At 32.0% G+C, this 22,944-nt stretch carries 20 protein-coding genes; 19 read left to right on the plus strand and 1 reads right to left on the minus strand.

Translation table 11 applies throughout. The features are described from left to right. The first annotated feature begins 425 nt into the window (after window positions 1-425). The 17 genes from BET03_RS06690 to BET03_RS06770 all read left to right on the plus strand — a co-directional run bounded on the left by BET03_RS06690 (window position 426) and on the right by BET03_RS06770 (window position 20,470). Window positions 426-1,349, plus strand: coding sequence for an AEC family transporter (locus BET03_RS06690; protein WP_120168613.1), 924 nt, complete (start codon window positions 426-428; stop codon window positions 1,347-1,349). Between the two features lie 56 nt (window positions 1,350-1,405). Then, window positions 1,406-2,050, plus strand: coding sequence for a tRNA (guanosine(46)-N7)-methyltransferase TrmB (gene trmB, locus BET03_RS06695; protein WP_120168615.1), 645 nt, complete (start codon window positions 1,406-1,408; stop codon window positions 2,048-2,050). A 226-nt stretch (window positions 2,051-2,276) separates the two neighbouring features. Beyond that, window positions 2,277-4,283, plus strand: a complete 2,007-nt coding sequence (locus tag BET03_RS06700; protein WP_183108761.1) for a leucine-rich repeat domain-containing protein — start codon at window positions 2,277-2,279, stop codon at window positions 4,281-4,283. 159 nt (window positions 4,284-4,442) lie between these two features. Next, the gene (locus BET03_RS06705; RefSeq protein ID WP_120168620.1) at window positions 4,443-5,153 is read left to right on the plus strand and encodes a DUF969 domain-containing protein; all 711 of its coding nucleotides are present in this window, start codon (window positions 4,443-4,445) and stop codon (window positions 5,151-5,153) included. Further along, on the plus strand, window positions 5,153-6,067 hold the full coding sequence (locus tag BET03_RS06710) for a DUF979 domain-containing protein (protein ID WP_120168622.1): 915 nt from the start codon (window positions 5,153-5,155) through the stop codon (window positions 6,065-6,067). Before BET03_RS06705 ends, BET03_RS06710 begins: the two co-directional genes overlap by 1 nt. Window positions 6,068-6,161: 94 nt before the next feature. Next, a complete protein-coding gene (pcp, locus tag BET03_RS06715; RefSeq protein ID WP_120168624.1) occupies window positions 6,162-6,803 on the plus strand; it encodes a pyroglutamyl-peptidase I in 642 nt (213 codons plus the stop codon). 14 nt (window positions 6,804-6,817) lie between these two features. Next, complete coding sequence (locus BET03_RS06720) at window positions 6,818-7,252, plus strand: gamma-glutamylcyclotransferase family protein (protein ID WP_120168626.1); 435 nt, start codon at window positions 6,818-6,820, stop codon at window positions 7,250-7,252. Window positions 7,253-7,475: 223 nt separating this feature from the next. Further along, complete coding sequence (locus tag BET03_RS06725; protein WP_183108762.1) at window positions 7,476-8,156, plus strand: Crp/Fnr family transcriptional regulator; 681 nt, start codon at window positions 7,476-7,478, stop codon at window positions 8,154-8,156. Between the two features lie 158 nt (window positions 8,157-8,314). Further along, window positions 8,315-9,673, plus strand: a complete 1,359-nt coding sequence (locus BET03_RS06730) for a PTS transporter subunit EIIC (protein WP_120168630.1) — start codon at window positions 8,315-8,317, stop codon at window positions 9,671-9,673. Between the two features lie 62 nt (window positions 9,674-9,735). Then, the gene (locus BET03_RS06735) at window positions 9,736-10,821 is read left to right on the plus strand and encodes a DUF871 domain-containing protein (protein ID WP_120168632.1); all 1,086 of its coding nucleotides are present in this window, start codon (window positions 9,736-9,738) and stop codon (window positions 10,819-10,821) included. Then, the gene (gene murQ / locus BET03_RS06740; protein WP_120168634.1) at window positions 10,821-11,744 is read left to right on the plus strand and encodes an N-acetylmuramic acid 6-phosphate etherase; all 924 of its coding nucleotides are present in this window, start codon (window positions 10,821-10,823) and stop codon (window positions 11,742-11,744) included. Before BET03_RS06735 ends, murQ begins: the two co-directional genes overlap by 1 nt. A gap of 22 nt (window positions 11,745-11,766) precedes the next feature. Continuing rightward, the gene (locus BET03_RS06745) at window positions 11,767-12,495 is read left to right on the plus strand and encodes a GntR family transcriptional regulator (RefSeq protein WP_120168636.1); all 729 of its coding nucleotides are present in this window, start codon (window positions 11,767-11,769) and stop codon (window positions 12,493-12,495) included. Between the two features lie 76 nt (window positions 12,496-12,571). After that, window positions 12,572-14,338 carry a beta-N-acetylhexosaminidase gene (nagZ, locus tag BET03_RS06750; protein ID WP_120168638.1) on the plus strand — a complete coding sequence of 589 codons (1,767 nt, stop codon included), beginning with the start codon at window positions 12,572-12,574 and terminating at the stop codon, window positions 14,336-14,338. A gap of 34 nt (window positions 14,339-14,372) precedes the next feature. Then, window positions 14,373-15,755, plus strand: a complete 1,383-nt coding sequence (nagE, locus tag BET03_RS06755) for an N-acetylglucosamine-specific PTS transporter subunit IIBC (protein ID WP_120168641.1) — start codon at window positions 14,373-14,375, stop codon at window positions 15,753-15,755. A 397-nt stretch (window positions 15,756-16,152) separates the two neighbouring features. Further along, entirely contained in the window at window positions 16,153-17,325 is a 1,173-nt protein-coding gene (gene nagA, locus BET03_RS06760; protein ID WP_120168643.1) for an N-acetylglucosamine-6-phosphate deacetylase, read from the plus strand. Window positions 17,326-17,890: 565 nt separating this feature from the next. Beyond that, window positions 17,891-18,616: a glucosamine-6-phosphate deaminase gene (gene nagB, locus BET03_RS06765; RefSeq protein ID WP_120168645.1), complete on the plus strand. Its 726-nt coding sequence runs from the start codon at window positions 17,891-17,893 to the stop codon at window positions 18,614-18,616. A 933-nt stretch (window positions 18,617-19,549) separates the two neighbouring features. Further along, window positions 19,550-20,470: a DUF7916 family protein gene (locus BET03_RS06770; RefSeq protein WP_120168647.1), complete on the plus strand. Its 921-nt coding sequence runs from the start codon at window positions 19,550-19,552 to the stop codon at window positions 20,468-20,470. A 122-nt stretch (window positions 20,471-20,592) separates the two neighbouring features. Here the strand turns inward: BET03_RS06770 and BET03_RS06775 are convergent, their stop codons facing one another. Next, on the minus strand, window positions 20,593-21,231 hold the full coding sequence (locus BET03_RS06775; protein ID WP_120168649.1) for a hypothetical protein: 639 nt from the start codon (window positions 21,229-21,231) through the stop codon (window positions 20,593-20,595). 504 nt (window positions 21,232-21,735) lie between these two features. On the opposite strand from BET03_RS06775, the gene mntA reads away from it, so the two are divergent. Together mntA and BET03_RS06785 are read left to right on the plus strand one after the other, a co-directional pair. Continuing rightward, entirely contained in the window at window positions 21,736-22,155 is a 420-nt protein-coding gene (mntA, locus tag BET03_RS06780) for a type VII toxin-antitoxin system MntA family adenylyltransferase antitoxin (protein WP_120168651.1), read from the plus strand. Window positions 22,156-22,175: 20 nt separating this feature from the next. Continuing rightward, window positions 22,176-22,577 (plus strand): four helix bundle protein, encoded by a 402-nt coding sequence (locus tag BET03_RS06785; RefSeq protein ID WP_120168653.1) that lies wholly within the window; start codon window positions 22,176-22,178, stop codon window positions 22,575-22,577. Window positions 22,578-22,944: the final 367 nt, after the last annotated feature.

The raw sequence follows: 22,944 nt of genomic DNA on the forward strand, positions 1-22,944 counted from the left end.
AATAAAATTGAAAAAGTTAGTAGCATTTAGTTAGTTGTTAGTAGAAAAACTTGTTACGTTGTTGATGGATTCGCAATCCATCAACTTGAAGAAAGAAATTTTTATGTGTTTTTTCCACGTTGAGGGACGCCCACGTCCCTCGACTAACTAACTACCAACCACTACCCACTAACCACCAAAAACTGTCTTTAAAGTAACGGACATCGAAGCATTACTTCTAGGGATAAGTAACGGTCCACAAAGCCCAACTTCCTAGGCTAACTAACCACTACCCACTAACCACCAAAAACTGCCTTTAAATGGGTCTAGTAACAATCACAATAATATGATAATATACTAAAGAAGGGGATTCCCTTCTTTTATTTTTTGCTTAAAAGGGAAAAATACCATAAGCAAGACCTAACAGAAAATTAAGGAGGCATAAAATGGAGTTTACTGCGATATCAAATCAAGTTTTAGTACTTTTTATACTACTTGTTATAGGTTTTATCCTAAGAAAATTTGACCTAATGAATGATGAACTTAATAAGGGATTATCTAACCTTATCATATACGTTACCTTGCCAGCCCTTATAATAACATCTATGAATTATGAGTTTTCTCAAGACAAACTAAACAATAGTATAAAACTACTCATAATAGGATTTTTCATATATATATTCATGATATTATTATCCTTATTATATACAAAGATATTTCATATAGAAGAACCCCAAAGGGGAGTATATCAATTTCTAATAATATTTGCTAATGTTGGATTTATGGGATATCCAATAGTTGAAGTAATATTCGGTAAAATAGGAGTATTTTATGCTGCCATATATAATCTGTGGTTCAATATTATACTTTGGACACTAGGTATTATCCTTATAAACCCAAAGCATGATAAAAATATTAATTTTAAGAATCTCATAAACCCAGGAACCGTATCACTACTTATCGGTTTTATAATATTCATCTTCTCAATTAAATTGCCTCAACCAATATATGTATCTCTAGACAGACTTGGTGCATCTACTACACCTATGGCAATGCTTGTAGTAGGGTCACTTTTAGGAGATGCAAAAATTGGCGAAATATTTACAAACAAGCATTTAATTATTACAACCCTTATAAGACTTATAATTATACCTGCAATATTAATAATGGGATTATCACTCTTTAAGCTTCCTGATGTAGTTAAAGGAATACCTGTAGTAATAGGCAGTATGCCTGCTGCAGCAAATATGGCTATATTTGCAAGAAAGTTTAATTCTGACTACAGACTTGCATCACAAGGGGTATTTTTTACCACTTTAGTAAGTATAGGAACTATACCATTAGTAATCTTTATGTTACTAAACTTTTAAATTGAAACGGGAACCCGGTTCGTGTTTCAATTTTGGGAAAAAATGGAGGTGATAATATGCCTAGGGTAAGGAGAAAACCATGGACAAAGGATGAATTGTTAAAATATGAAGATGATTTAGTTATTGTATCACCAGAAAAGTATAAGGGTAGATGGAAAGAAGTATTTAAAAAGGATAAAATACATATAGAATTAGGGACAGGTAAAGGCCAGTTTGTAACAACATTGGCTGAACAAAATAAAGATATAGGGTATATAGGTGCAGACAGAGTAAAGGAAGTATTATATGAAACATTAAGAAAGACATTATCAAAGGAATTAGATAACATGAAGGTTTTATGGTTTGATGTAAATAAAATAGATGAAGCCTTTGACGAAGATGAGCTAGACAGAATATATATAAACTTTTGTGATCCATGGCCTAAAAGAAGGCATAGAAAAAGAAGACTTACTCATAGAGGCTTTTTAGAGAAATATAGAAAGATACTTGTGAAAAATGGAGAAATTCATCTAAAAACAGATAGTGAAATATTATTTGAATTTACATTAAATGAAATGCTTCAATTTGGCTTTAAACTTGAGGATATATCTTTAAATCTTTATAGGGATGGAGACCCTGGCACAATTAAAACAGAATATGAGGAAAAGTTTATTGAAGAGGGAAAACCTATATATAGATTAAGGGCTATAAATGTTAAGTAAAATGTAAAAGGGCGTCTTTTTAAGGACGCCTTTTTAATTTGTTTCTTATTACATAAAGTATGTTATCTTTATATAATGAAGTTAATATTGATTTTGCCTCATCCTAATTTATAAAAATTACAATTATTTTGTAAAATATGTATGAAAAATTAGAGGAAAAATGACGTTATATGTCGTATTAGTAAATATAGCTAATTTAGTAAATTTTAGAATTGGAGGTAACAAAGTGAAAAGACTAAGTGTATTATTAACTTTAATAATGGTATTAGTATCTCTAAAACCAGCAATGAGCTATGCTGAGGAACAACCTATAAAGGTAGTAGTTAATGGTGAATTAATTGAATTTGATGTACAGCCTACCATGGTAAATGGAAGAGTTTTAGTACCAATAAGGGCAATATTTGAAAAGCTAGGACTTGAAGTAGGCTGGGATGCAAAGACCCAGACTGCAATAGGAACTAAAGATGGTATAACTATAAAATTACCTATAGGTAAAAAGATTGCCATTAGAAATGGTCAACCAATTGAGCTAGATACGCCTGCAATGGTTGTTAACGGAAGAACCCTTGTACCAGTTAGGTTTATAGCTGAAAGTTTAGGGGCTGATGTTAGTTGGGATTCTTCAACATGGACAGCTATTATAGAATACCAATTATCACCTGAAGAACTTATAAAAAGATTAGATGTAAGTGAAGACTTAAAGGTACTAAAACTTGCTTTAGTAAAAATGTTTGATGCAGATACTTTAACTATGGATATAGATCTTGAAACTGACGTTAAAAAATTAACTGGAGACAGAGTATCTGTTGATATGACAATGAAAACAACAGGATATATGGGAAAATACGATGACCATGAAACATCAATTACTAATTATGAGGTAGAAAAGAAAGATGGGCGTAAAGAGATTGACTTTGAATTTGATGTTTTACAGGTAAATGATGAAGTTACTGTTAAGCTTGATTATGAAAGGGAATCAGTTTTAGAAACCCTTAATTTAAATGTTGGTGAAAATGTAGCAAAGCTTAATGAATATAAACAACTGGGAGTAGATTCTTATAATATTACTACCAGAAGTCTTAACTCCATTTATCAATATGGACAAATATTTAATGATGATAATATGCAAGTTGAAAAGTTAGATAATGGAGATATTAAATATACCTTAGAGTTAAACAAAGAAGATATTCAAGCAAAATATATGAATAATCCTCTTTTAGCAACATTATTACATTATAACGAAATTGATTTTAGCTTAATCTATATAATTGATGAAGATGGAAATGTAAAATATGTAAAATCAATAAATGAAAACAATAATGACCCTGAAGATGCTTTACTAAATGTAAAATCTATAGAAATTGAACAGGAAATAGAAATTAGTTATGATGGAAGCCAAGATAACATAAATAAAGATATTGTAGAATTTAATAAGAAGAATACAGCTAAAATTTTCCCTGACCCTTGGTTAGAAAAGGCAGTTAGAAAAGCTATAGAAAAGCCCTTTGGAGAAATTACAGAAAGTGACTTAGAAGGAATTACTAACTTTGGTGCAGATATTAGAGATATATATGATATAGAAGGAATTCAATATATGGAAAATCTAGAGACTTTAAATCTTTCCTTTAATCAGATATCTGATCTAGAGCCATTAGAGGACTTAGAAAACTTGAAATTACTATATTTACATGGTAATAAAATAGAAAATATTGAACCTTTAAGTAAGTTAAAGAACTTAGAAATATTATCACTTGATTGGAACCAAATAGAAGATATTGAGCCATTAGAGAATTTAACGAATCTAAAGGACTTATCAATCAGTGATAATAAGATTGAAGATATAACTCCATTAAAAAAATTAGTTAATCTTAAGAAATTACGTATTAGTAGTAACAAAATTAAAGATATTTCACCTTTAAGTTATTTAACTAATCTTGAGGATTTAGTTATTTACAGAAATCAGATTGAAGATATAAGTCCTTTAAGCAAATTAACTAACCTAAAATACTTATTAATTTCTAACAATAAGATTAAAGATGTTACTCCTTTAAGTAATCTAACTAATTTAAGGGAGCTATACATCTATTCCAATGAAGTAGAGGATGTAAGTCCTTTAACTAATTTAGAAAACCTTAAGGCATTATCTATATATGACAATAATATAAAAGACTTTACTCCACTAGATAAGTTTAAAAATATAAACTTAAAGCTACATAAAGAGGATGAAGAGTAAAAATAGGGCGGTTAAACCGTCCTATTTTTTATGCGTTATTTAATAAACCTTTAAAAAATATTACAAAATCTTAAAAATGTAGTCTAGACTACAGAAATGTTAAAATATTTTTAATTATAATAAGTGATATATAATTTTAAAAAAGTAAGGGGGAATTACATGTTAAAACTAATTGGTGTTCTAATTATCTTAATTGGCTTTATTTTAAAACTTGATACTATAGCAGTTGTATTAATTGCAGGAATAGTTACAGGATTGGTTGGGGGACTAGATTTTACAGAAATTCTTTCAACATTAGGTTCAGCATTTATAAAAACAAGGTATATGTCATTATTCCTAGTTACATTACCTGTTATAGGTATACTAGAAAGGTACGGGCTAAGAGAAAGGGCAGCAGATCTTATTAAAAACATTAAAGCTGTTACAACTGGAAAGGTATTAATAATCTACACACTTATAAGAGAGCTGGCTGCGGCTTTTTCATTAAGACTTGGAGGTCATGTTCAGTTTATTAGACCACTTATATTCCCTATGGCTCAAGGAGCAGCTGAAGTAAACTATGAAAAGGTAGGGGAAAATGAAATTGAAGAAATAAAGGGATATGCAGCAGCTTCAGAAAACTATGGAAATTTCTTTGGACAAAATGTATTTGTGGCATCAGGAGGAGTTTTACTTATAGTTGGTACTTTAGGTGAATTAGGAATAGAAGTTGCACCTTTGGCAGTAGCTAAAGCTTCTATACCGGCAGCAATATGTGCCTTTATCTATTCAACAATCCAGTACTATTTACTAGATAAAAAACTTTCAAAGAGATTAGACTCTAAAAAAGTAAACTATAAAAAAGAGACTGCTAATGAAGGGGTGAAATAATGAAGGCTATATTACTTGAAGGTTTATATATATTAGCAGGTTTAGTTTCGTTATTTACTGCCATTATGGCTTTTAAGGATGATAAACATCCAACTAAAATAGGTACAACATTATTCTGGGGCCTTTTAGCATTCATTTTTATATTAGGAAAATACATACCAGCTACAGTAGTTGGAGCAATGTTAGTAATTATGGGATTTCTTACTGCATTTAAGCAGGTTAGATTTGGATCACTTAAAAATTCCGATGAAAGCTTTAGAAAAGAAAAATCTAAAGAAATTGGTAATAAAATATTTATACCAGCATTAACTATAGCAGTTTTTGCCTTTGGTATTGCACAGTTTACAAACTTAGGTGGATTAGTAGGTTTAGGCTTTGGTGCCATAGCTGCAACAATATTAGCATTAACTATGACTAAAGCAGAAGGAAAGTATGTAGTACATGACGGAAGTAGACTTCTTCAGCACGTAGGTTCAGCAAGTATACTTCCACAGCTTCTTGCAGCATTAGGGGCATTATTTAATGCAGCAGGTGTTGGCCAGGTTATATCACAAGGAATATCAGGAGTAATTCCTCAAGATAATATTTTAGCAGGGGTTGCAGCTTATTGTGTTGGAATGGCTCTATTTACTATGATAATGGGTAATGCATTTGCTGCTTTTGCAGTTATAACTGCAGGTATAGGTCTGCCATTTGTATTTAGCCAAGGAGCAAATCCAGCCATAGCTGGTGCATTAGCACTTACAGCTGGATACTGTGGAACATTAATGACACCTATGGCTGCTAACTTTAATATAGTTCCAGCAGCTATTCTTGAAACTAAAAATAAAAATAGGGTTATAATTACTCAAATTCCTTTAGGAATAACTTTACTTTTAACTCATATTGTACTTATGTATGTCTTAGCATTTTAATTATTAAGGAGCCGTCCCTAGTATTTTAAAAGGGGCGGTTCACTCTTTGCAAATTTATCCTAGATATTTAAATGTAATCATAAGGAGTGATATAATGAAGGTTTTAATTACAGGTTTTGACCCTTTTGGTGGTGAAAAGATAAATCCTGCATGGGAAGCTGTAAAAAAATTAGATGATAATATAGCTGGGGCTAAAATTATAAAGAAGCAGATTCCAACGGTATTTAAAAAATCTATAGATATCCTTGAAAAAACAATAGAAGATGAAAAACCAGATATAGCAATATGTGTGGGACAGGCAGGGGGAAGATATAACATAACAGTTGAAAGGGTTGCAATAAATATCGATGATGCTCGTATTGAAGATAATGAAAATAATCAGCCTATAGATGAACCAATTTACGAAGACGGGGAAAACGCATACTTTTCCAATCTTCCAATAAAAGCAATGGTAAAGGAAATGAGAGAAAACAATATACCTGCATCAGTATCTAATACTGCAGGAACCTTTGTGTGTAATCATATAATGTATGGTTTACTTTACCTTATTAATAAAAAATATTCTAATATAAGGGGTGGATTTATACACGTTCCTTTTATCCCTGAGCAAGTGATTGAAAAAAAGAATGCACCTAGTATGGCTTTAGATGATATAGCAAAAGGGCTTCATTTTGCAATTAAAGCAGCAGTGGAAAATGAAGAGGATATACAAATGACTGAGGGTAAAATCTGCTAAGGAAGGTTGATAAAATGTGTAAAAAAATATTTGTATATGGAACATTAATGGAAGACTTTTATAATTATAACTATTACTTAAAAGGGAAAGTAATTAAAAGAGAATATGCTAGAACAAAGGGAGAGCTCTATCATCTAACAAAAGAAGGATATCCAGCAATGGTAAAAGGTGATGATTATGTCTATGGGGAGTTAATTGTTGTAAAAGATTTCGGAAAAACCCTTAAAATATTAGACCAATTAGAAGGATTCTATAAGGAAAAAAATGAAAAAAATGAATACAACAGAGTAGTAAAAGAAATAGAGGTTTTGAAAAACAACACTAAACATAAAGCATATGTATATGAATATAATGCAAAATCTAAAGATGAATTAAAAGAAAAAGAAGTATATATCCCTAATGGAGATTGGAGAAGATTTATGGAAAAAGAAAAAGCCAAGGTTATATAGTTTGATTATTAAAGAAAGTATATCAAATATTTGCTTTTAAACAGTAGCGCAGACTTTAGTCTGCGCTTACTTAATTATAATGTAAAACAGCAATTGAAATAGAAGTAAACTATAAAGCATATTTTAATGTGCGTTTTTTATTTGCCAAAACCCTTATATCCTATAACCAAATTTAACAATAATTTGCTATAATATTACTAATAATTCCATGAGGGTGATATTAATGTATGATGAGTTATTTAACAGGAAAAGGCAAGAAAAAATGCGTTCCTTTTTTTTAGATAGTTTAAGTAAAAAGGGAATGGTTAAAGATTACGGGAAGGATGAAATAATAGATATACCTGATAATCATTGTGTAGGAATAGTAACTAAAGGTAAAATAAAACAATCTTTATATAGCTCAAAGGGGACAGAAAAGACCCTTTATATACTTTTGCCAGGAGAAATATTTGGGGAAATGACTTATTTTTGTGGAGGACAGAGTAACATGATTACAAGAGCGATGGAAGATTCTACAATATCTATAGTAAGAAGAGAAAGGTTAGATGAGGAGTTGTCTAGACTTCCTGATATTTATAGGTATTTTATACATAGCATTACTAGGAAATTTAGAATTGTAATGTGTCAAATGGCAGATATGTTATTTCATAGTTCTATTGGTAAAATAGCGGATATACTAATAAGGCTATCCTCACAAGAGGCAAGAAAAATTGAAGGAAAAATAATTATTAATATGCCATTAACCCATCAGGATTTAGCTAATCTAATAGGATGTTCAAGGGTTACAGTTACAAGGGGATTAAATCAGCTAAAGAATGAAGGAATAATCGATATTGAAAAGAAGATGATTATAATAAATAATATGGATAAATTAAAAAAATATACCGACCTTATTGACTATTAATATTTGACAAGCATTCCAAATAAATATATAATAAACCTATATCAAAATTGGTATATACAACATAACAACAATACAACCCTATATACCATTCTCATGATTTAATTTGTATTTTGCAGGAATTAATCCTGTGAAATAAATCTAATTTAGGGGGGAGTGTAATGACAACTGGCACTTTGAGTTACACTGAACTTGCAGAAAAAATAATTGAAAAAACTGGAGGAAAGGAAAACATTTTATCAATAGCTTACTGTATGACAAGACTTAGAATAACAGTAAAAGATACTACTCCAGTAGATAAAGAATCCTTAAGAAAATTAAGTGCAGTTTCAGGAGTTGTAGAACAGGGAAATCAACTACAAGTTGTTTTAGGTCCAGGAAGAGTTGCAAAAGTTGCAGAAGAAATAGGGAAAATTATTGGTATTGAAATAGGTGAGGTTGATGAAGCAGAGATTATAAGACAAGAAATAAAAGAAAAAAATGCTACACCATTTAAACTATTGTTAAGAAGAATAGCAAATATTTTTATACCTTTAATTCCTGCATTTATTGCTTGTGGTCTTGTTCTAGGATTAAACAACATATTTATTAAGATAAATCCTAATTTTGCAAATACAACTGTAGGAGGAATATTAGGGGTTATAGGTAGAGCAGTATTCTTTGGTTTAAACTTATTTGTTGGTGTAAATGCAGCTAAAGAATTTAAAGGTTCTCCAATGTTAGGTGGAACAATGGCAGCAGTTATTACAATGCCAGCCTTAGCTAATGTTCAAATGGCAGGAAAACCTTTGGTACCGGGTAGAGGTGGAATAATAGCAGTCTTATTAGTAGTAGCCTTTAGTAGTTACATAGAAAGAAAGGTAAGAAAGCATATACCAGAAGTGTTAGATTTATTTTTAACTCCACTTATAACTATATTGGTTTCATCCTTCGCAGCAATATATATTTTACAACCTTTAGGAGGAATTATTTCAGATTCAATTGGTTCGGCAGTAAGTGTATCTATTGAAAACGGAGGAGCTATTACAGGTTTTATATTAGGAGGAACCTTCTTACCACTTGTTATGACAGGATTACACCAAGGGTTAACACCGATACATGCAGACCTTTTAAAGACAACAGGAGAGAATTTACTACTTCCAATTTTAGCAATGGCAGGTGCTGGGCAGGTAGGAGCAGCCTTAGCTGTACTGGCTAAAACAAAAAGTGAAAAGCTTAAAAAGACCATATTATCAGCATTACCAGTAGGAATTTTAGGAATAGGAGAACCATTAATATATGGAGTTACTTTACCATTAGGAAAGCCTTTCATTGGTGCATGTATAGGTGGAGCATTTGGAGCTGCCTTTAATGCAGTAATGCAGGTAGCCTCATTAAGTATGGGTTTATCTGGCTTACCATTAGCCCTTCTTATAAAACCTGGGAAAACAGTTTTTTACTTATTAGGTATTTTAGTTTCATATATAGCAGGTTTTATGGCTACATACATGTTAGGATTTGACGATCCTGTAAAGCAGTAACTAATTGAAGGGAAGAAAGATTTATTATCTTTTTTCCTCTTAATTAAAAGTGGAGGTATATTATGACTAAGGGTATTTCAATATATTTAGGCTTAGATTACGGCCTAGATGAAAACTTAAAATTAATTGAAAAGGCGTATAAAAAGGGATTTAAAAGGATATTTACATCCTTACATATACCAGAGGCTAACTACAAAAGATTTTTAAAGGAATTTAATGAGATTGTAAAAACTTCTAACAAATATAATATGGAAATTATAGCAGATATATCACCTAGGACATTTAAATATTTAGGTTGTGATGCCAATGATTTAAAACTACTTAAAGAAAAGGGAATTTACGGAATAAGGACAGATTTTGGATTTACTGAAAAAGAAATTGCAAGCTTCAGTAGAAATGATTATGGTTTAAAAATTGAAATAAACGCAAGTACTATTACAGAGGATTTTATTAAGAAACTTGAAGGATTTGGAGCTAATTTTAATAATATACTTGCTTCCCATAATTATTATCCTAGACCTAATACAGGTCTATCTAAAAAAACTCTACTGGAAAAAAATAATATACTAAGAAAATATGAAATAGAGATAGGTGCTTTTATCCCTTCACAGAATAATCCCAGAGCACCTATATATGAAGGATTGCCTACATTAGAAGAACATAGAAATTTAAGGGCAGATATATGTGCAAAACATTTATTTGTCTTAGGAATTGACAGTGTTATATTTGGGGATGGCATACCTTCTGATAAAGAGTTAAAACTAGTAGGAGGTATTGATAAAGATATATTAAATTTAAGAATAAAATTACTAAATCCAACTGATATGGAAAAAAAGATATTATCATTAGAACATACTAACAGAATAGATGAAGCCAGAGATGTAATAAGGTCTACAGTAGGAAGAAATATAGTAACTGATATAGAAAAGTTTTATCCCCATGACAATTTAGAAAGAAATTTTGGATATGTAACTATAGATAATAAAAAATATAAAAGATATTGTGGGGAATTACAAATACCTAAAAAAGAATTACCACCAGATGAGCGGGTTAATGTTGTAGGCGAAATAGTGGAAGAAGAGAAATTTTTAATTAATTATATTAAAGGAAATACAAAATTTAAATTCACGGTTGAGGAGGAAAAATAATGGATGCAAAAAAGTTAGCAAAGCTTACTACTGAATCTAGAAATCCAAATACTTTAAATATAGATACAATGTCAACACATGAAATAGTAACTGCAATAAATGAAGAAGATAAAAAGGTTGCATATGCTGTAGAAAAGGCTAAAGAAAAAATAGCAGAAGCAATTGATTTAATAACAGAAAGGCTTTCTAAAGGTGGAAGACTATTTTATGTAGGTGCGGGAACCAGTGGAAGGCTTGGAATAGTTGATGCTTCAGAATGTCCACCAACATTTGGTGTAAGTCATGAATTAGTGCAAGGTGTAATTGCAGGAGGAAATGAAGCAATATTTAAAGCTACTGAGGGTGCAGAGGATAATAAAGAATTAGGAAAGGAAGATCTAAAAAATAGAGGATTAAACAATAAAGATGTTGTCTGTGGTATAGCGGCATCAGGCAGAACACCCTATGTCATTGGTGCCCTTGAATATGCAAAAGAGTTAGGGGCATTAACTGTATCAATAACAATGAATTCAGAAAGCAAAATATCTAAAATGGTAGATGTACCAATATCAATAGAGGTTGGTCCAGAAGTAATTACAGGTTCAACTAGAATGAAGGCTGGTACAGCACAAAAGATGATACTTAATATGCTTAGTACAGGAACAATGATAAAGTTAGGTAAAGTTTATAGTAATCTAATGGTAGATGTAAAGGTTTCAAATGAAAAGCTATTTAATAGAGCAAAAAGAATAATAATGATTACTACTGGGGTAGATGAAGATAAAGCTGAAGAAATGCTAAAAAGGTCTAATAACAATGTTAAATTAGCAATTATGATGATAAAAACTGGGCTTGAAAAAGAAGAAGCAGAAAGACTTCTTAATAAAAATAGTGGACATATTAGAAGGGCTTTAGGCGATTATGAAAATGAGGTAAATAAATAAACTAAAGACTGGAGGGATTATATTGAAAAAAGTATCAAAACAAAATCCACTCCCACTATATTATCAATTAAAGGAAATATTACAGGAAATGATAGAAAATGAAGTATTAAAACCAGGTGACCCTATACCACCAGAAAGGGAACTATGTGAGATTCATGGTATAAGTAGAATGACTGCAAGAAAGGCAGTAATGGCTTTAGTGAATGAAGGCATATTATATAGAGAACAGGGTAAAGGAACCTTTGTTGCTAAGCCTAAAATAAAGAAACAAATATCTCGACTTAAAGGACTTACTGAAGAAATGGGGGAAAAGGGATTAAAAGTAGATACAGAACTACTTTCCTTTGAAATAAAGGAAGCTACTAAAAAGGTTAGAAAACATTTAAATATTTCTGAAGATAAAAAAGTAATAGAAGTAAAAAGACTGAGAAAAATAGAAGATGAGCCAATAGCAATTGAAACTGCTTGGGTACCACATAGTATGTGTCCTGATTTGACAAAGGAATTAATAGAGAATAATTCACTTTACCAAACCTTCAAAGAAAAATACGGATACTCTTTAGACCATGCAAAACAAACAATTGAACCCATAAAGGTAAATGAGTATGAAAGTAGCTTACTAGATGTAGATATGGAAAATTTAGCCCTACTTTTTAGAAGAAAAACATATTTAAATGATGGAAGAGTCATAGAATATACTAAAGCTATTTATAGAAGCGATAAATATAAATACGAAGTAATACTAAGGTAGCATCTTATGAAATTGTAGAGCATAGCATTACTTAATTAATAATTAAAATTTGCTAATTTAAATTGGGGGGAGAATATTGAAAAGAAGAATTGGAACATTGTTATTAGGAATTATGTTGTTGATGGCAAATTGTAGTTATGCTCTAACACCAGATGAAGACTTGGATAGTACAGTTAATAACATGAGTCTAGAAGAAAAAGTAGGACAAATGTTTATGCCTTCATTAAGAATGTGGGATAACGTAACAGAAGTAACAGATGAAATAAAAGAAACCATAAAAAGATACCATCTAGGAGGAATAATACTGTTTGCTGAAAATATTGAAACTGCAGAGCAAACATCTACCTTAATTAAGGACTTACAAGAAGCAGCAGATATTCCTCTATTAATATCAGCAGACCAAGAGGGAGGAATAGTAAACAGGATAAAATTTGGAACAAAGTTTCCAGGGAACATGGCTTTAGGAGCTACAAATGCTAGTAAATATGCGTATAAAGTAGGAAAAAGTATAGGTGAAGAATTGAAAGCCTTAGGAATTAATGTAAACTTAGCACCAGTATTAGATGTAAATATTAACCCTGATAATCCAGTAATAGGAGTAAGGTCCTTTGGTGAAGACCCAGACTTAGTTTCAGAAATGGGAGTATCATACATAAAGGGATTACATGATGCAGGAATTGCAGCTACAGCTAAGCATTTTCCTGGTCATGGAGATACTGATGTAGATTCACATATTGGACTACCAAAAGTTCCACATGATATAGATAGGCTGAAAAAAGTAGAATTAAAGCCATTCCAAAATGCAATAGAGGCTGGAGTAGATATGATAATGACAGCCCATGTGGTTCTTCCAGCTATTGATGATACAGAACCTTCCCTTCCAGCAACTTTATCTCATAAAGTTCTAACAGGACTTTTAAGGGAAGATATGGGCTTTGATGGAGTTATAATAACAGATGCACTTGAAATGAAGGCCATAGCAGATAATTTTGGTCCAGAAGAATCAGTAATAAGGGCTGTAAAGGCAGGCACAGATATAGTTTTAATGCCAACTAATTTAGATAAAGCCTATAATGCAGTTTTAGATGCTGTAAAAACAGGAGAAATTTCAGAAGAAAGAATTAATGAGTCTGTTAAGAGAATATTAAAGCTAAAGATATCAAGGGGAATTTATAATTCTACATCAGATAACAATGAAAACAAGAATAAAAATAAAGATTTAACAAAAATAGTAGGAAGTAATAAACATAAAGCATTAGAAAGAAATGTAGCACGAAAGGCAGTAACACTTGTAAAGAATGATAATAATCTATTGCCATTTAAACTTGAAAAAGGAAAGAAAATTGTTCTTTTAGCTCCATGGCAAAATAGATTAGATATTATGAAGGATGCCTTAAACAAAATTATTGAGGATAAGGGAGTTAAAAATGTAGAGGTAGAAGGATTTGCATATACAGGACTAAATAAATTGACAGATGAACATAAGAAGGCTATAGATTCAGCTGATTACATTGTTTTAGGTTCTTATAGCTATAATGTAACTAGTAGAACGCCAGGTAAATACTGGGTTCCAAACTATGTATTAGATACAGTTAAATACGCTAATGAAAATGATAAAAATTTAGCTGTTATGGCTATTAGAAACCCTTACGACATAATGTATATGCCAGATGTAAAGGCATATATTGCAGTTTATGGTAGGGCTGAAGGGCCTAATATACCAGCAGGTATAGAGGTAATATTTGGTGAGGTAGAACCAAAAGGCCAATTGCCAGTTTCTATCCCTACAATGGATGGAAGTGGAATTCTTTATAAAATGGGCCATGGTTTATCATATGAATAAAAAATAAAATAAAAAAATAAAGGGGGATAACAAAGTGAAAGCTTCATTTGGTAAGGTTCAAAAAATAGGTAAAGCTTTAATGCTTCCAATAGCTGTACTTCCTGCAGCTGCATTACTACTTAGATTGGGAGCACCAGACATATTTAATATTCCATTTATCATGAAATCAGGAGAAGCTATATTCTCCAATCTTGCATTATTATTTGCAATAGGTGTTGCTGTTGGTCTAGCCTTTGATAGTGCTGGGGCAGCAGGATTAGCAGGTGCAGTTGGATACCTTGTATTAACTAATGCAGTATCTACAATAAATTCAGAAATAGATATGAGTGTACTTGCAGGTATAATATCTGGTATTGTAGCTGGTACTATGTATAACAGATTCCATGATATTGAATTACCAGATTGGTTAGGATTCTTTGGAGGAAAGAGATTTGTACCTATTGTTACAGCTGCAACAAGTATAGTATTAGCATTCATATTTGGATTTATATGGCCACCTATTCAAAATGGAATACATGCAACTGGTGAATGGATTATAGGAGCAGGGGCAGTTGGTGTATTTGCATTTGGATTCTTAAACAGATTATTAATTCCTTTTGGATTACATCATGTAATTAATAGCTTTATTTGGTTTGTATTTGGAGAATATGGAGATGCAACAGGAGATTTACACAGATTCTTTGCAGGAGACCCAACAGCAGGTTCTTTTATGGCAGGATATTTCCCAATATTCATGTTTGCATTACCTGCAGCAGCCTTAGCTATGTATAAGATGGCTAAGCCTGAAAACAAAAAGGCAATAAGTGGTGCAATGTTTAGTGTTGCTTTTACATCATTTTTAACAGGTATAACTGAGCCAGTAGAATTTATATTCATGTTCTTAGCACCAGTCCTATACTTTACACATGCAGTTATTACAGGAATATCAATGGCAGTAACACATATACTTGGAATTAGACATGGATTTGGATTTTCAGCAGGTGCAATAGACTACTTCTTAAATATGGGATTAGCTACTAAAGGATGGTTAATAATCCCAGTTGGACTTGTATTTGGTGTAATATATTACTTTGTATTCGTTTGGGCAATAAAGAAACTAGACTTACCAACACCAGGTAGATTAGACGAAGAAGGTGGATTAGATGCCCAAATAGAAAATGAAGGCTTAGCAGGAGTAGCAAAGGCATATATAGATAAGCTTGGTGGTGCAGAAAATATAGAAGAATTGGATGCTTGTATAACTAGACTAAGACTAACTTTAAAGGATAGTTCAATTGTTGATGATGATGAACTTAAGAAACTAGGAGCATCAGGAGTACTTAGACCTAATGATAAAAATATGCAGGTTGTTGTTGGTACTAAAGCAGAAATAATAGCTGATGAAATGAAAAAGTTAATTGTTAAATCTGAAGCATAATAGCCAATAATGTGGTGACTTTTATAGTCACCATATTATTTATAATACATTTTCTACATTTGTCACCCCTATTTTAAAAGTTTCCACTGAACTAACACCTTGAAACAAGGGGATAATTTTGTCGTCTATTGATGACGGACTCCCCTTGTTTCACAAAACCTTCTGTTGTTGTGAAAGAAGGGGACAGATCTTTTGTTGAACCAAGTGAAACAAAGACCTGTCCCCCTCTGTTTCACGAAACCTTCCGTTGTTGAGGGATGAACCTGAAAAGGGGGACAGACCTATCGTTGAACGAAGTGAAATAGGAGGCCTGTCCCCTTTTTTAGAAAAGTGCTAACGAGACCGTTGTTGAGGGATTCGTAATCCCTCAACTTGTATTAAAGAAAGGATGATATTTATGGAACAAGTAAATGGACTAATCAATGGAAAGATAATAATGGAAGACTCAATAGAAGAAAATAAGGTACTAATATTTAAAGATAAAATCATCGACATCATAGATAAAGAAGAAATTAATAAATATAAAAATATAAATTTAATAGATGTTAATGGAAAATATATTTCACCAGGATTCATAGATATACATATCCATGGTGCAGGTGGAAGTGATACCATGGATAGAAGCATAGAGGCAATAGAAACAATAGGTAAAACAATTGCCAAAACAGGAACTACCTCTTTTTTACCTACAACAATGACTATGGATAAAGGGAGTATATATAAAGCATTAGATACAATAAGGGAATCAATGAACAGTAATATGCAAGGAGCCAAGGTATTAGGTGCACACCTAGAAGGTCCCTTTATAAATAAAAAGTATAAAGGGGCACAAAATCCTAAGCATGTGTTGAAACCAGATTATAACTTTGTTAAAGATTACTTAGATGTAATAAAAGTAATAACAATGGCCCCTGAAGTAGATAAAGAATTTCAGTTTATTAAAAAAATAAAGGATTATGAAAATATAGTTCTTTCTATTGGTCATTCAAATGCAACTTATGAAGAGGTTATGGAATCAGTAAATAAAGGAATAACCCATGCAGCACATTTATTTAATGCAATGAGGGGAATGCATCACAGAGAACCTGGAGTAGTAGGTGCAGTGTTGAAAAGTAGTATAAAATGTGAGTTAATTGTGGATAAAGTCCATGTACACCCAGCAATTTTTCAATTAATTGTGGATATTAAAGGAATAAATAATATAGTTCTTATAACAGATTCAATGAGAGCAGGAGGAATGAAAGAGGGTATATATGAACTAGGAGGACAAAAGGTAATAGTAAATGATAATTCAGCTAGACTAGAAGATGGGACATTAGCGGGAAGTATACTAACATTAAATACTGCAATAAAAAACATGTTAGAAAATACTAACCTAACTTTATATGAAGTAGTACAACTTGCCACATTAAACCCAGCAAAGGCTATTGGTATAGACAACAAAAAAGGCAGCATAAAGATAGGAAAAGATGCTGATATTACAGTGTTCGATGAAGATTTTAATGTTCACTTAACCATTGCAGAAGGAAAAATTGTTTATGAAAAATCTCCCCGCCCTCCATTGAATTAAGATCAGGAAAGACAGCTGCTAGTTCCTAGTTCTCAGTTCTTAGTTTCGCTAGTAGCTAGGAACTTACGTTGTTGATGGATTCGCAATCCATCAACTTAAATCCTAGAGTACATTTGATTAACAAAGGGGACACACTTTAAAAGCAATTGAAAATGTAAAATTGGAAATTTAGAATTAAAAGGAAATCTAAAAGAGACTTCTAGGTTTACTTACTAGGTTAAGTAACGGACATCAGAGCCTTACTCCCTAAGATAAGTAACGGACCTCAACGCATTACTTCTTAGGCTTAGGTAACGGACACCTTAGTCTATCTTCCTAGGCATAGTAACGGACCACAAAGGTTCACTACTAAGGTTTAAAAACCGTAAAAAAGAGTGAAACGGGGGACGGTTCTTTCGTTGCACGAAGTGAAACTAAGACCCGTCCCCAAGTTTCACGAGGTATAATCAATCAGATTGTGTTGCCACAATTGTTAAGGGACGCCCACGTCCCTCAACTTTTCACCCTTTTTCAGAAATCCTACTGTTAAAAGTCCCAATGTCCTTACTCAGAAGGAGGTTTAAACATGAAAATACAAATAGTAAAAGACTATGAAGAAATGAGTAGAAAAGCAGCAAATATTGTAGCAAGCCAAATAATACTAAAATCTAATAGTGTTATAGGTCTAGCAACAGGTGATACGCCTAAAGGAATGTATAAAGAATTAGTAAGACTTTATAAAAATGAAGACATAGATTTTAGTGAAGTTAAAACCTTTAATCTAGACGAATACTATGGTTTAGCCAAAGACAACCCCCAAAGTTACCATTACTACATGATGGAAAATCTATTTAAACATGTGAACATAAAAAAGAGAAACATAAACATTCCAGATGGAATGGCAGAAAGTATAGAAAAGGAATGTGAAAGATACGAGAAAAAGATAGAAAAAGCAGGGGGTATAGACTTACAAGTATTAGGTATAGGAAGAAATGGCCATATAGGTTTTAATGAACCAGATTTAAAATTTGAAGCAAAAACCCATCTTGTAAAACTTGATGAAGATACAATAAAGGCTAATTCAAGATTTTTCAATTCAATAGAAGAAGTACCTACAATGGCAATAAGCATGGGAATAAAAACTATAATGCATGCAAGAAAGGTAGTTTTACTAGCTTCAGGCAGAGAAAAGGCAGAAGCAATATACAAGGCAGTAAAAGGAAAAATCACCCCAGAGGTTCCAGCCTCAGTATTACAACTACACCCAGATGCAACTTTCATAATAGACCAAGAAGCAGCGTCGAAATTATAAAACAGGTAGTAGTTAGCAGGAAAAAATAGTTATTAGTGGTTGGTGGTTTGTGGTTAGTAATAAATATAGTTGTTAGAACTTTGTTTTTACTAAGAGATGAGAGCTAGAAACTAAGAACTGCTTTTCCCCTGTTATTGATGGATTCGTAATCCATCAACTTAAAATCGCAGATTACATTTCAATGTACGATTATAAATTAATGAAACGAAAAACTAGTGAAAGAGGGGGACAGACCTATCGTTGAACCCAGTGAAACTAAGACCTGTCCCCATATTTCACGGGATTAACCCTACCCACTAACCACCAAAAACTGTATTTAAAATACAATTGAGAATTGAGAATGGAGAATTGAGAATTATAGACCCTGAAGTCTTACTTCTCAGGCATAGTAACGGACATCAAAGTCTTACTCCCTAGGCTAAGTAACGGACGTCGAAGTCCGACTTCATTGGCCAAGTAACGGTCTGCAACGCTTTACTCCATAGGCCAAGTAACGGACCCCAGAGCCTCACTCCCTAGGTATAGTAACGGACATCCTAGACTCACTTCTTAGGCTTAAGTAACAGACCTCAAAGTTTTACTTCTTTGGTCAGGTAACGGACAGCGAAGTCTTACTCCCTAGGATAAGTAACGGACCTCTTAGACTCTCTTCTTTGGTCAAGTAACGGACATCAACGCATAACCTCTTAGGCCTAAGTAACGGACGTCGAAGTCCGACTTCATTGGCCAAGTAACAGACATCAACGCCTTACTCCTTAGGCTTAAGTAACGGACTACAAAGGCTAGACTTCTTAGGCTAAGTAACGGTCCCCGAAGGCTAGACGTCTAAGGCATAGTAACGGTCCTCGAAGGCTAGACATCTTAGGCATAGTAACGGACACCCTAGACTCTCTACCTAGGCATAATACCAATCCCTACAAGGAGGCAAGTTCAATGGTAAAAAGAATACTTGATGTAAATACATCTGATATGATAAAAATGGCTAAAAAAGACATAATAGAAAGCATAAAAGCAGCTGAAGGAAGGACAATAGTTTCAGAAGTAGTAGGAGTATTCCCACCTTTATTTGGAGATGTAAGTAATGTTGAATTAGTATGTGCCTTTGGAGCAGATATAGTCTTATTAAATTTTTATGACGTAAATGAACCTCAAGTTCTTGGACTTCCCATAGAAAAAGGTGAAAAAGTAGTAGAAGAGGTAAAAAAACTTACAGGAAGGTTTGTAGGTATAAACTTAGAACCTGTTGATCCAGAGGCAGACACAGTAGGAGAAAGAGTAAAACTAACAGAAGGAAGAATTGCCACTCCTGAAAATGTCAAAAAAGCAATCGAACATGGAGTTGATATGATAGTTTTAACTGGTAATCCCAAAACTGGAGTTACCAATAAAGAGATAATTAAATCAATTAAAAGTATAAGACAAGAAGTAGGTGACGAAATAATAATTATAGCCGGCAAAATGCATGGAGCTGGAAGTTCAAATGAATTAGGTTCGGAAATTATGGATAAAGATATAGCACTAAAGTTTATAGAAGCCGGTAGTGATATTATATTATTACCTGCCCCTGGGACAGTACCAGGTATAACAATTGAAAAGACAAAGGAAATAATAGATGCAGTACATAAAAAAGGTGCATTAGTTATGACAACAATAGGAACCTCTCAAGAAGGAGCAGATAAGCAAACAATTAGAACTATAGCCTTAAATAGCAAAATGGCAGGAGCAGATATGCATCACCTAGGAGATGCCGGATATACAGGAGTAGCTGTACCAGAAAATATAATGACCTACTCCATAGCAATAAGGGGAAAAAGACATACATATAGAAGAATGGCAAGGTCTATAAATAGATAAATACAGTTCCTGGTTTCCAGAGTTTTAGTTTTGCTGAGAGCTAGGAACTTTCGTTATTCGTTATTGAGGGATTCGTAATCCCTCAATTTTTTGTTTTTGTATGTTAATTATACTTAGATATTTTAGTTACTTAATACAAAACCATTTTTAGTTTTTTTCACAATATAATTAAGAAATTTAATCTCTCCTCCCTTTTCTAAAGATAAATTGACTTTTTGATAAATTAAACATTCTATATAATAATAATTTTCTTGATTTTTAACTTTTTTCTGAGAGATATCAATACTTAATAAAACCTCATCCTTTTTTATAGGAATTATATCCGAATTTAAAATCTTTTTTAAAATTTTCCCTTCATCATCATTTTTGGCAAGAATCTGAGGATATGTAGTATTTTCGAAAGCTAAATTTTCTAGCCATCGTAACGATTCTAATAAAATGATTTTGTTATTAGATAATTCTTTATTTTTATTTTCCTGTTTTTGGACTAATAAAGAGTTTTCTAAATTATTTATTCTTATTTCTTTATTTTCTAACTCTTTTTTTAGTTGTAATATTTCATTGTTTTTTTCTTTTAATTTTTTTTCTAAAGACATTAATTCTTCCTCCAGAAGATTTATTTCTTTTTTCTGCTCTTGATTAATAGTTTCTAGTCTTTTAGAACAACCAGAAAGAAAAATAGTAGTGAAAATTGTTATTAATAATATTATAAATATTTTTCTTATTTCTAAATTCTTAGTATAAATTAGCTTTTTATTCATATATATCACCTTCAACAGAAAACTTTCCAACATAAATATTATTATACAATATATTCCATTAAATGTTAATACAATTAGACTTGTAAGGGTTATTTGTGTTCAAGGCTGATAAGCAGTTAGCAAAATTTAATAGTAACTATTGTTTAGTTATACTCCTAAACAAAAGTAACATGCAAAAAAGGGACAGACTTTAAAAGCAATTGAAAATGGACAATTGAAAATTTAGAATTAAAAGGAAATCTAAAAGAGACTTCTAGGTTTACTTACTAGGTTAAGTAACGGACATCAGAGCCTTACTCCCTAAGATAAGTAACGGACCTCAACGCATTACTACTTTGGCTTAGGTAACGGACCACAAAGGTTCACTACTAAGGTTTAAAAACCGTGTGTTGCCACAGTTGTTGAGGGACGCCCACATCTCTCAACAAATAAAAATCCCTTGTACACATAACCTCCTTAATATAAAATATAAATGTAACTTATTTACAGGATGGTTGTGTTATTATGAATATATTAGAAGAAATAAAAAAAGTTTTATTAAGTAAAGAAAATATAGTTTTTGCATATGTATTTGGTTCCTATGCTAGAAATACTATGACAGAAAATAGTGATATAGATATTGCAATATATCAAAAAGATAAAGAGATTAGTACAGATGATTATCTATCACTAAAGGTAGAACTAGAAGATAAAACTAAAAAAGAAGTAGACCTTGTAATTTTAAATGAAGCAGACCCTTTAGTAAAACATGAAGTGTTTATAGATGGAATAAGACTATTCTCTAGAGATGAAACCTTAGAAAGCAACTTTAAAGTACACACAGTCTTTGAATACGAAGACACAAAAAGATTTAGGGAAAAGTTTTATAATAATATGATAGAGAAGTTAAGAAAAGAGGTTGAAAATGACAGTAAAGATAAATAATAAATTTTAGGAGAAAATTAATGAGTGATTTTAAAAAATTAGATGTATGGAAAAAAGCTTATAACCTTTCATTGGAAGTTTATAAAACAACTAAAAACTTTCCCTCAGATGAGACATTTGGTTTAACATCACAAATTAGAAGGGCAAGTGTTTCAATATCTACTAATATTGCTGAAGGTAACGGTAGGATTTATAGTAAAGAATATATAAAGTTTTTAAGTATAGCCAGAGGTTCAACAATGGAAGTAGAAAATCTCCTTATGTTAAGTAGAGATTTAGGTTATATTAACGATGAAACTTTTATAAAATTAGACAAAGAATGTAGAAATATAATTAACATGTTATATAAGCTTATAAAGTCAGTAAAGAAAGGTAATCAAAATAATAATTACATAAAAGAAGAAAATTTTTTGATAGAATAATATATAATAATATTTTTAAAATTAATGGTCTTCGAAGCCTAACTACTTAGGTCAAGTAACGGTCCTCGGTGGCTAGACGTCTAAGGCGTAGTAACGGACTTCGAAGCATGGCATCCTAGACAGAGTAACGGACTACAACGCATAACTACTTAGGCTTAAGTAACGGACCTCGAAGCTCTAACATCCCAGGCCAAGTAACGGACTTCAAAGCCTTACTTCTAAGGTCAAGTAACGGTCCTCTGTGGCTAGACGTCTTAGGCATAGTAACGGACTTCGTAGCTTGACTCCTTAGGTCGAGTAACGGTCCTCATCGGCTAGACGTCTAAGGTATAGTAACGGACGTCTTAGGATAGACATCATGGTCTAA

Source organism: Thermohalobacter berrensis, assembly GCF_003609645.1.
In the GTDB taxonomy this organism is placed as follows: Bacteria; Bacillota; Clostridia; order Tissierellales; family Thermohalobacteraceae; genus Thermohalobacter; species Thermohalobacter berrensis.

Coding starts and splice junctions, on each gene's coding strand:
- mntA (WP_120168651.1), top strand. CDS start 21,736: ATGAATATATTAGAAGAAATAAAAAAAGTTTTATTAAGTAAAGAAAAT.
- trmB (WP_120168615.1), top strand. CDS start 1,406: ATGCCTAGGGTAAGGAGAAAACCATGGACAAAGGATGAATTGTTAAAA.
- nagA (WP_120168643.1), top strand. CDS start 16,153: ATGGAACAAGTAAATGGACTAATCAATGGAAAGATAATAATGGAAGAC.
- murQ (WP_120168634.1), top strand. CDS start 10,821: ATGGATGCAAAAAAGTTAGCAAAGCTTACTACTGAATCTAGAAATCCA.
- nagB (WP_120168645.1), top strand. CDS start 17,891: ATGAAAATACAAATAGTAAAAGACTATGAAGAAATGAGTAGAAAAGCA.
- BET03_RS06705 (WP_120168620.1), top strand. CDS start 4,443: ATGTTAAAACTAATTGGTGTTCTAATTATCTTAATTGGCTTTATTTTA.
- BET03_RS06725 (WP_183108762.1), top strand. CDS start 7,476: ATGTATGATGAGTTATTTAACAGGAAAAGGCAAGAAAAAATGCGTTCC.
- BET03_RS06785 (WP_120168653.1), top strand. CDS start 22,176: ATGAGTGATTTTAAAAAATTAGATGTATGGAAAAAAGCTTATAACCTT.
- BET03_RS06730 (WP_120168630.1), top strand. CDS start 8,315: ATGACAACTGGCACTTTGAGTTACACTGAACTTGCAGAAAAAATAATT.
- BET03_RS06735 (WP_120168632.1), top strand. CDS start 9,736: ATGACTAAGGGTATTTCAATATATTTAGGCTTAGATTACGGCCTAGAT.
- pcp (WP_120168624.1), top strand. CDS start 6,162: ATGAAGGTTTTAATTACAGGTTTTGACCCTTTTGGTGGTGAAAAGATA.
- BET03_RS06690 (WP_120168613.1), top strand. CDS start 426: ATGGAGTTTACTGCGATATCAAATCAAGTTTTAGTACTTTTTATACTA.
- BET03_RS06720 (WP_120168626.1), top strand. CDS start 6,818: ATGTGTAAAAAAATATTTGTATATGGAACATTAATGGAAGACTTTTAT.
- BET03_RS06770 (WP_120168647.1), top strand. CDS start 19,550: ATGGTAAAAAGAATACTTGATGTAAATACATCTGATATGATAAAAATG.
- BET03_RS06775 (WP_120168649.1), bottom strand. CDS start 21,231: ATGAATAAAAAGCTAATTTATACTAAGAATTTAGAAATAAGAAAAATA.
- BET03_RS06710 (WP_120168622.1), top strand. CDS start 5,153: ATGAAGGCTATATTACTTGAAGGTTTATATATATTAGCAGGTTTAGTT.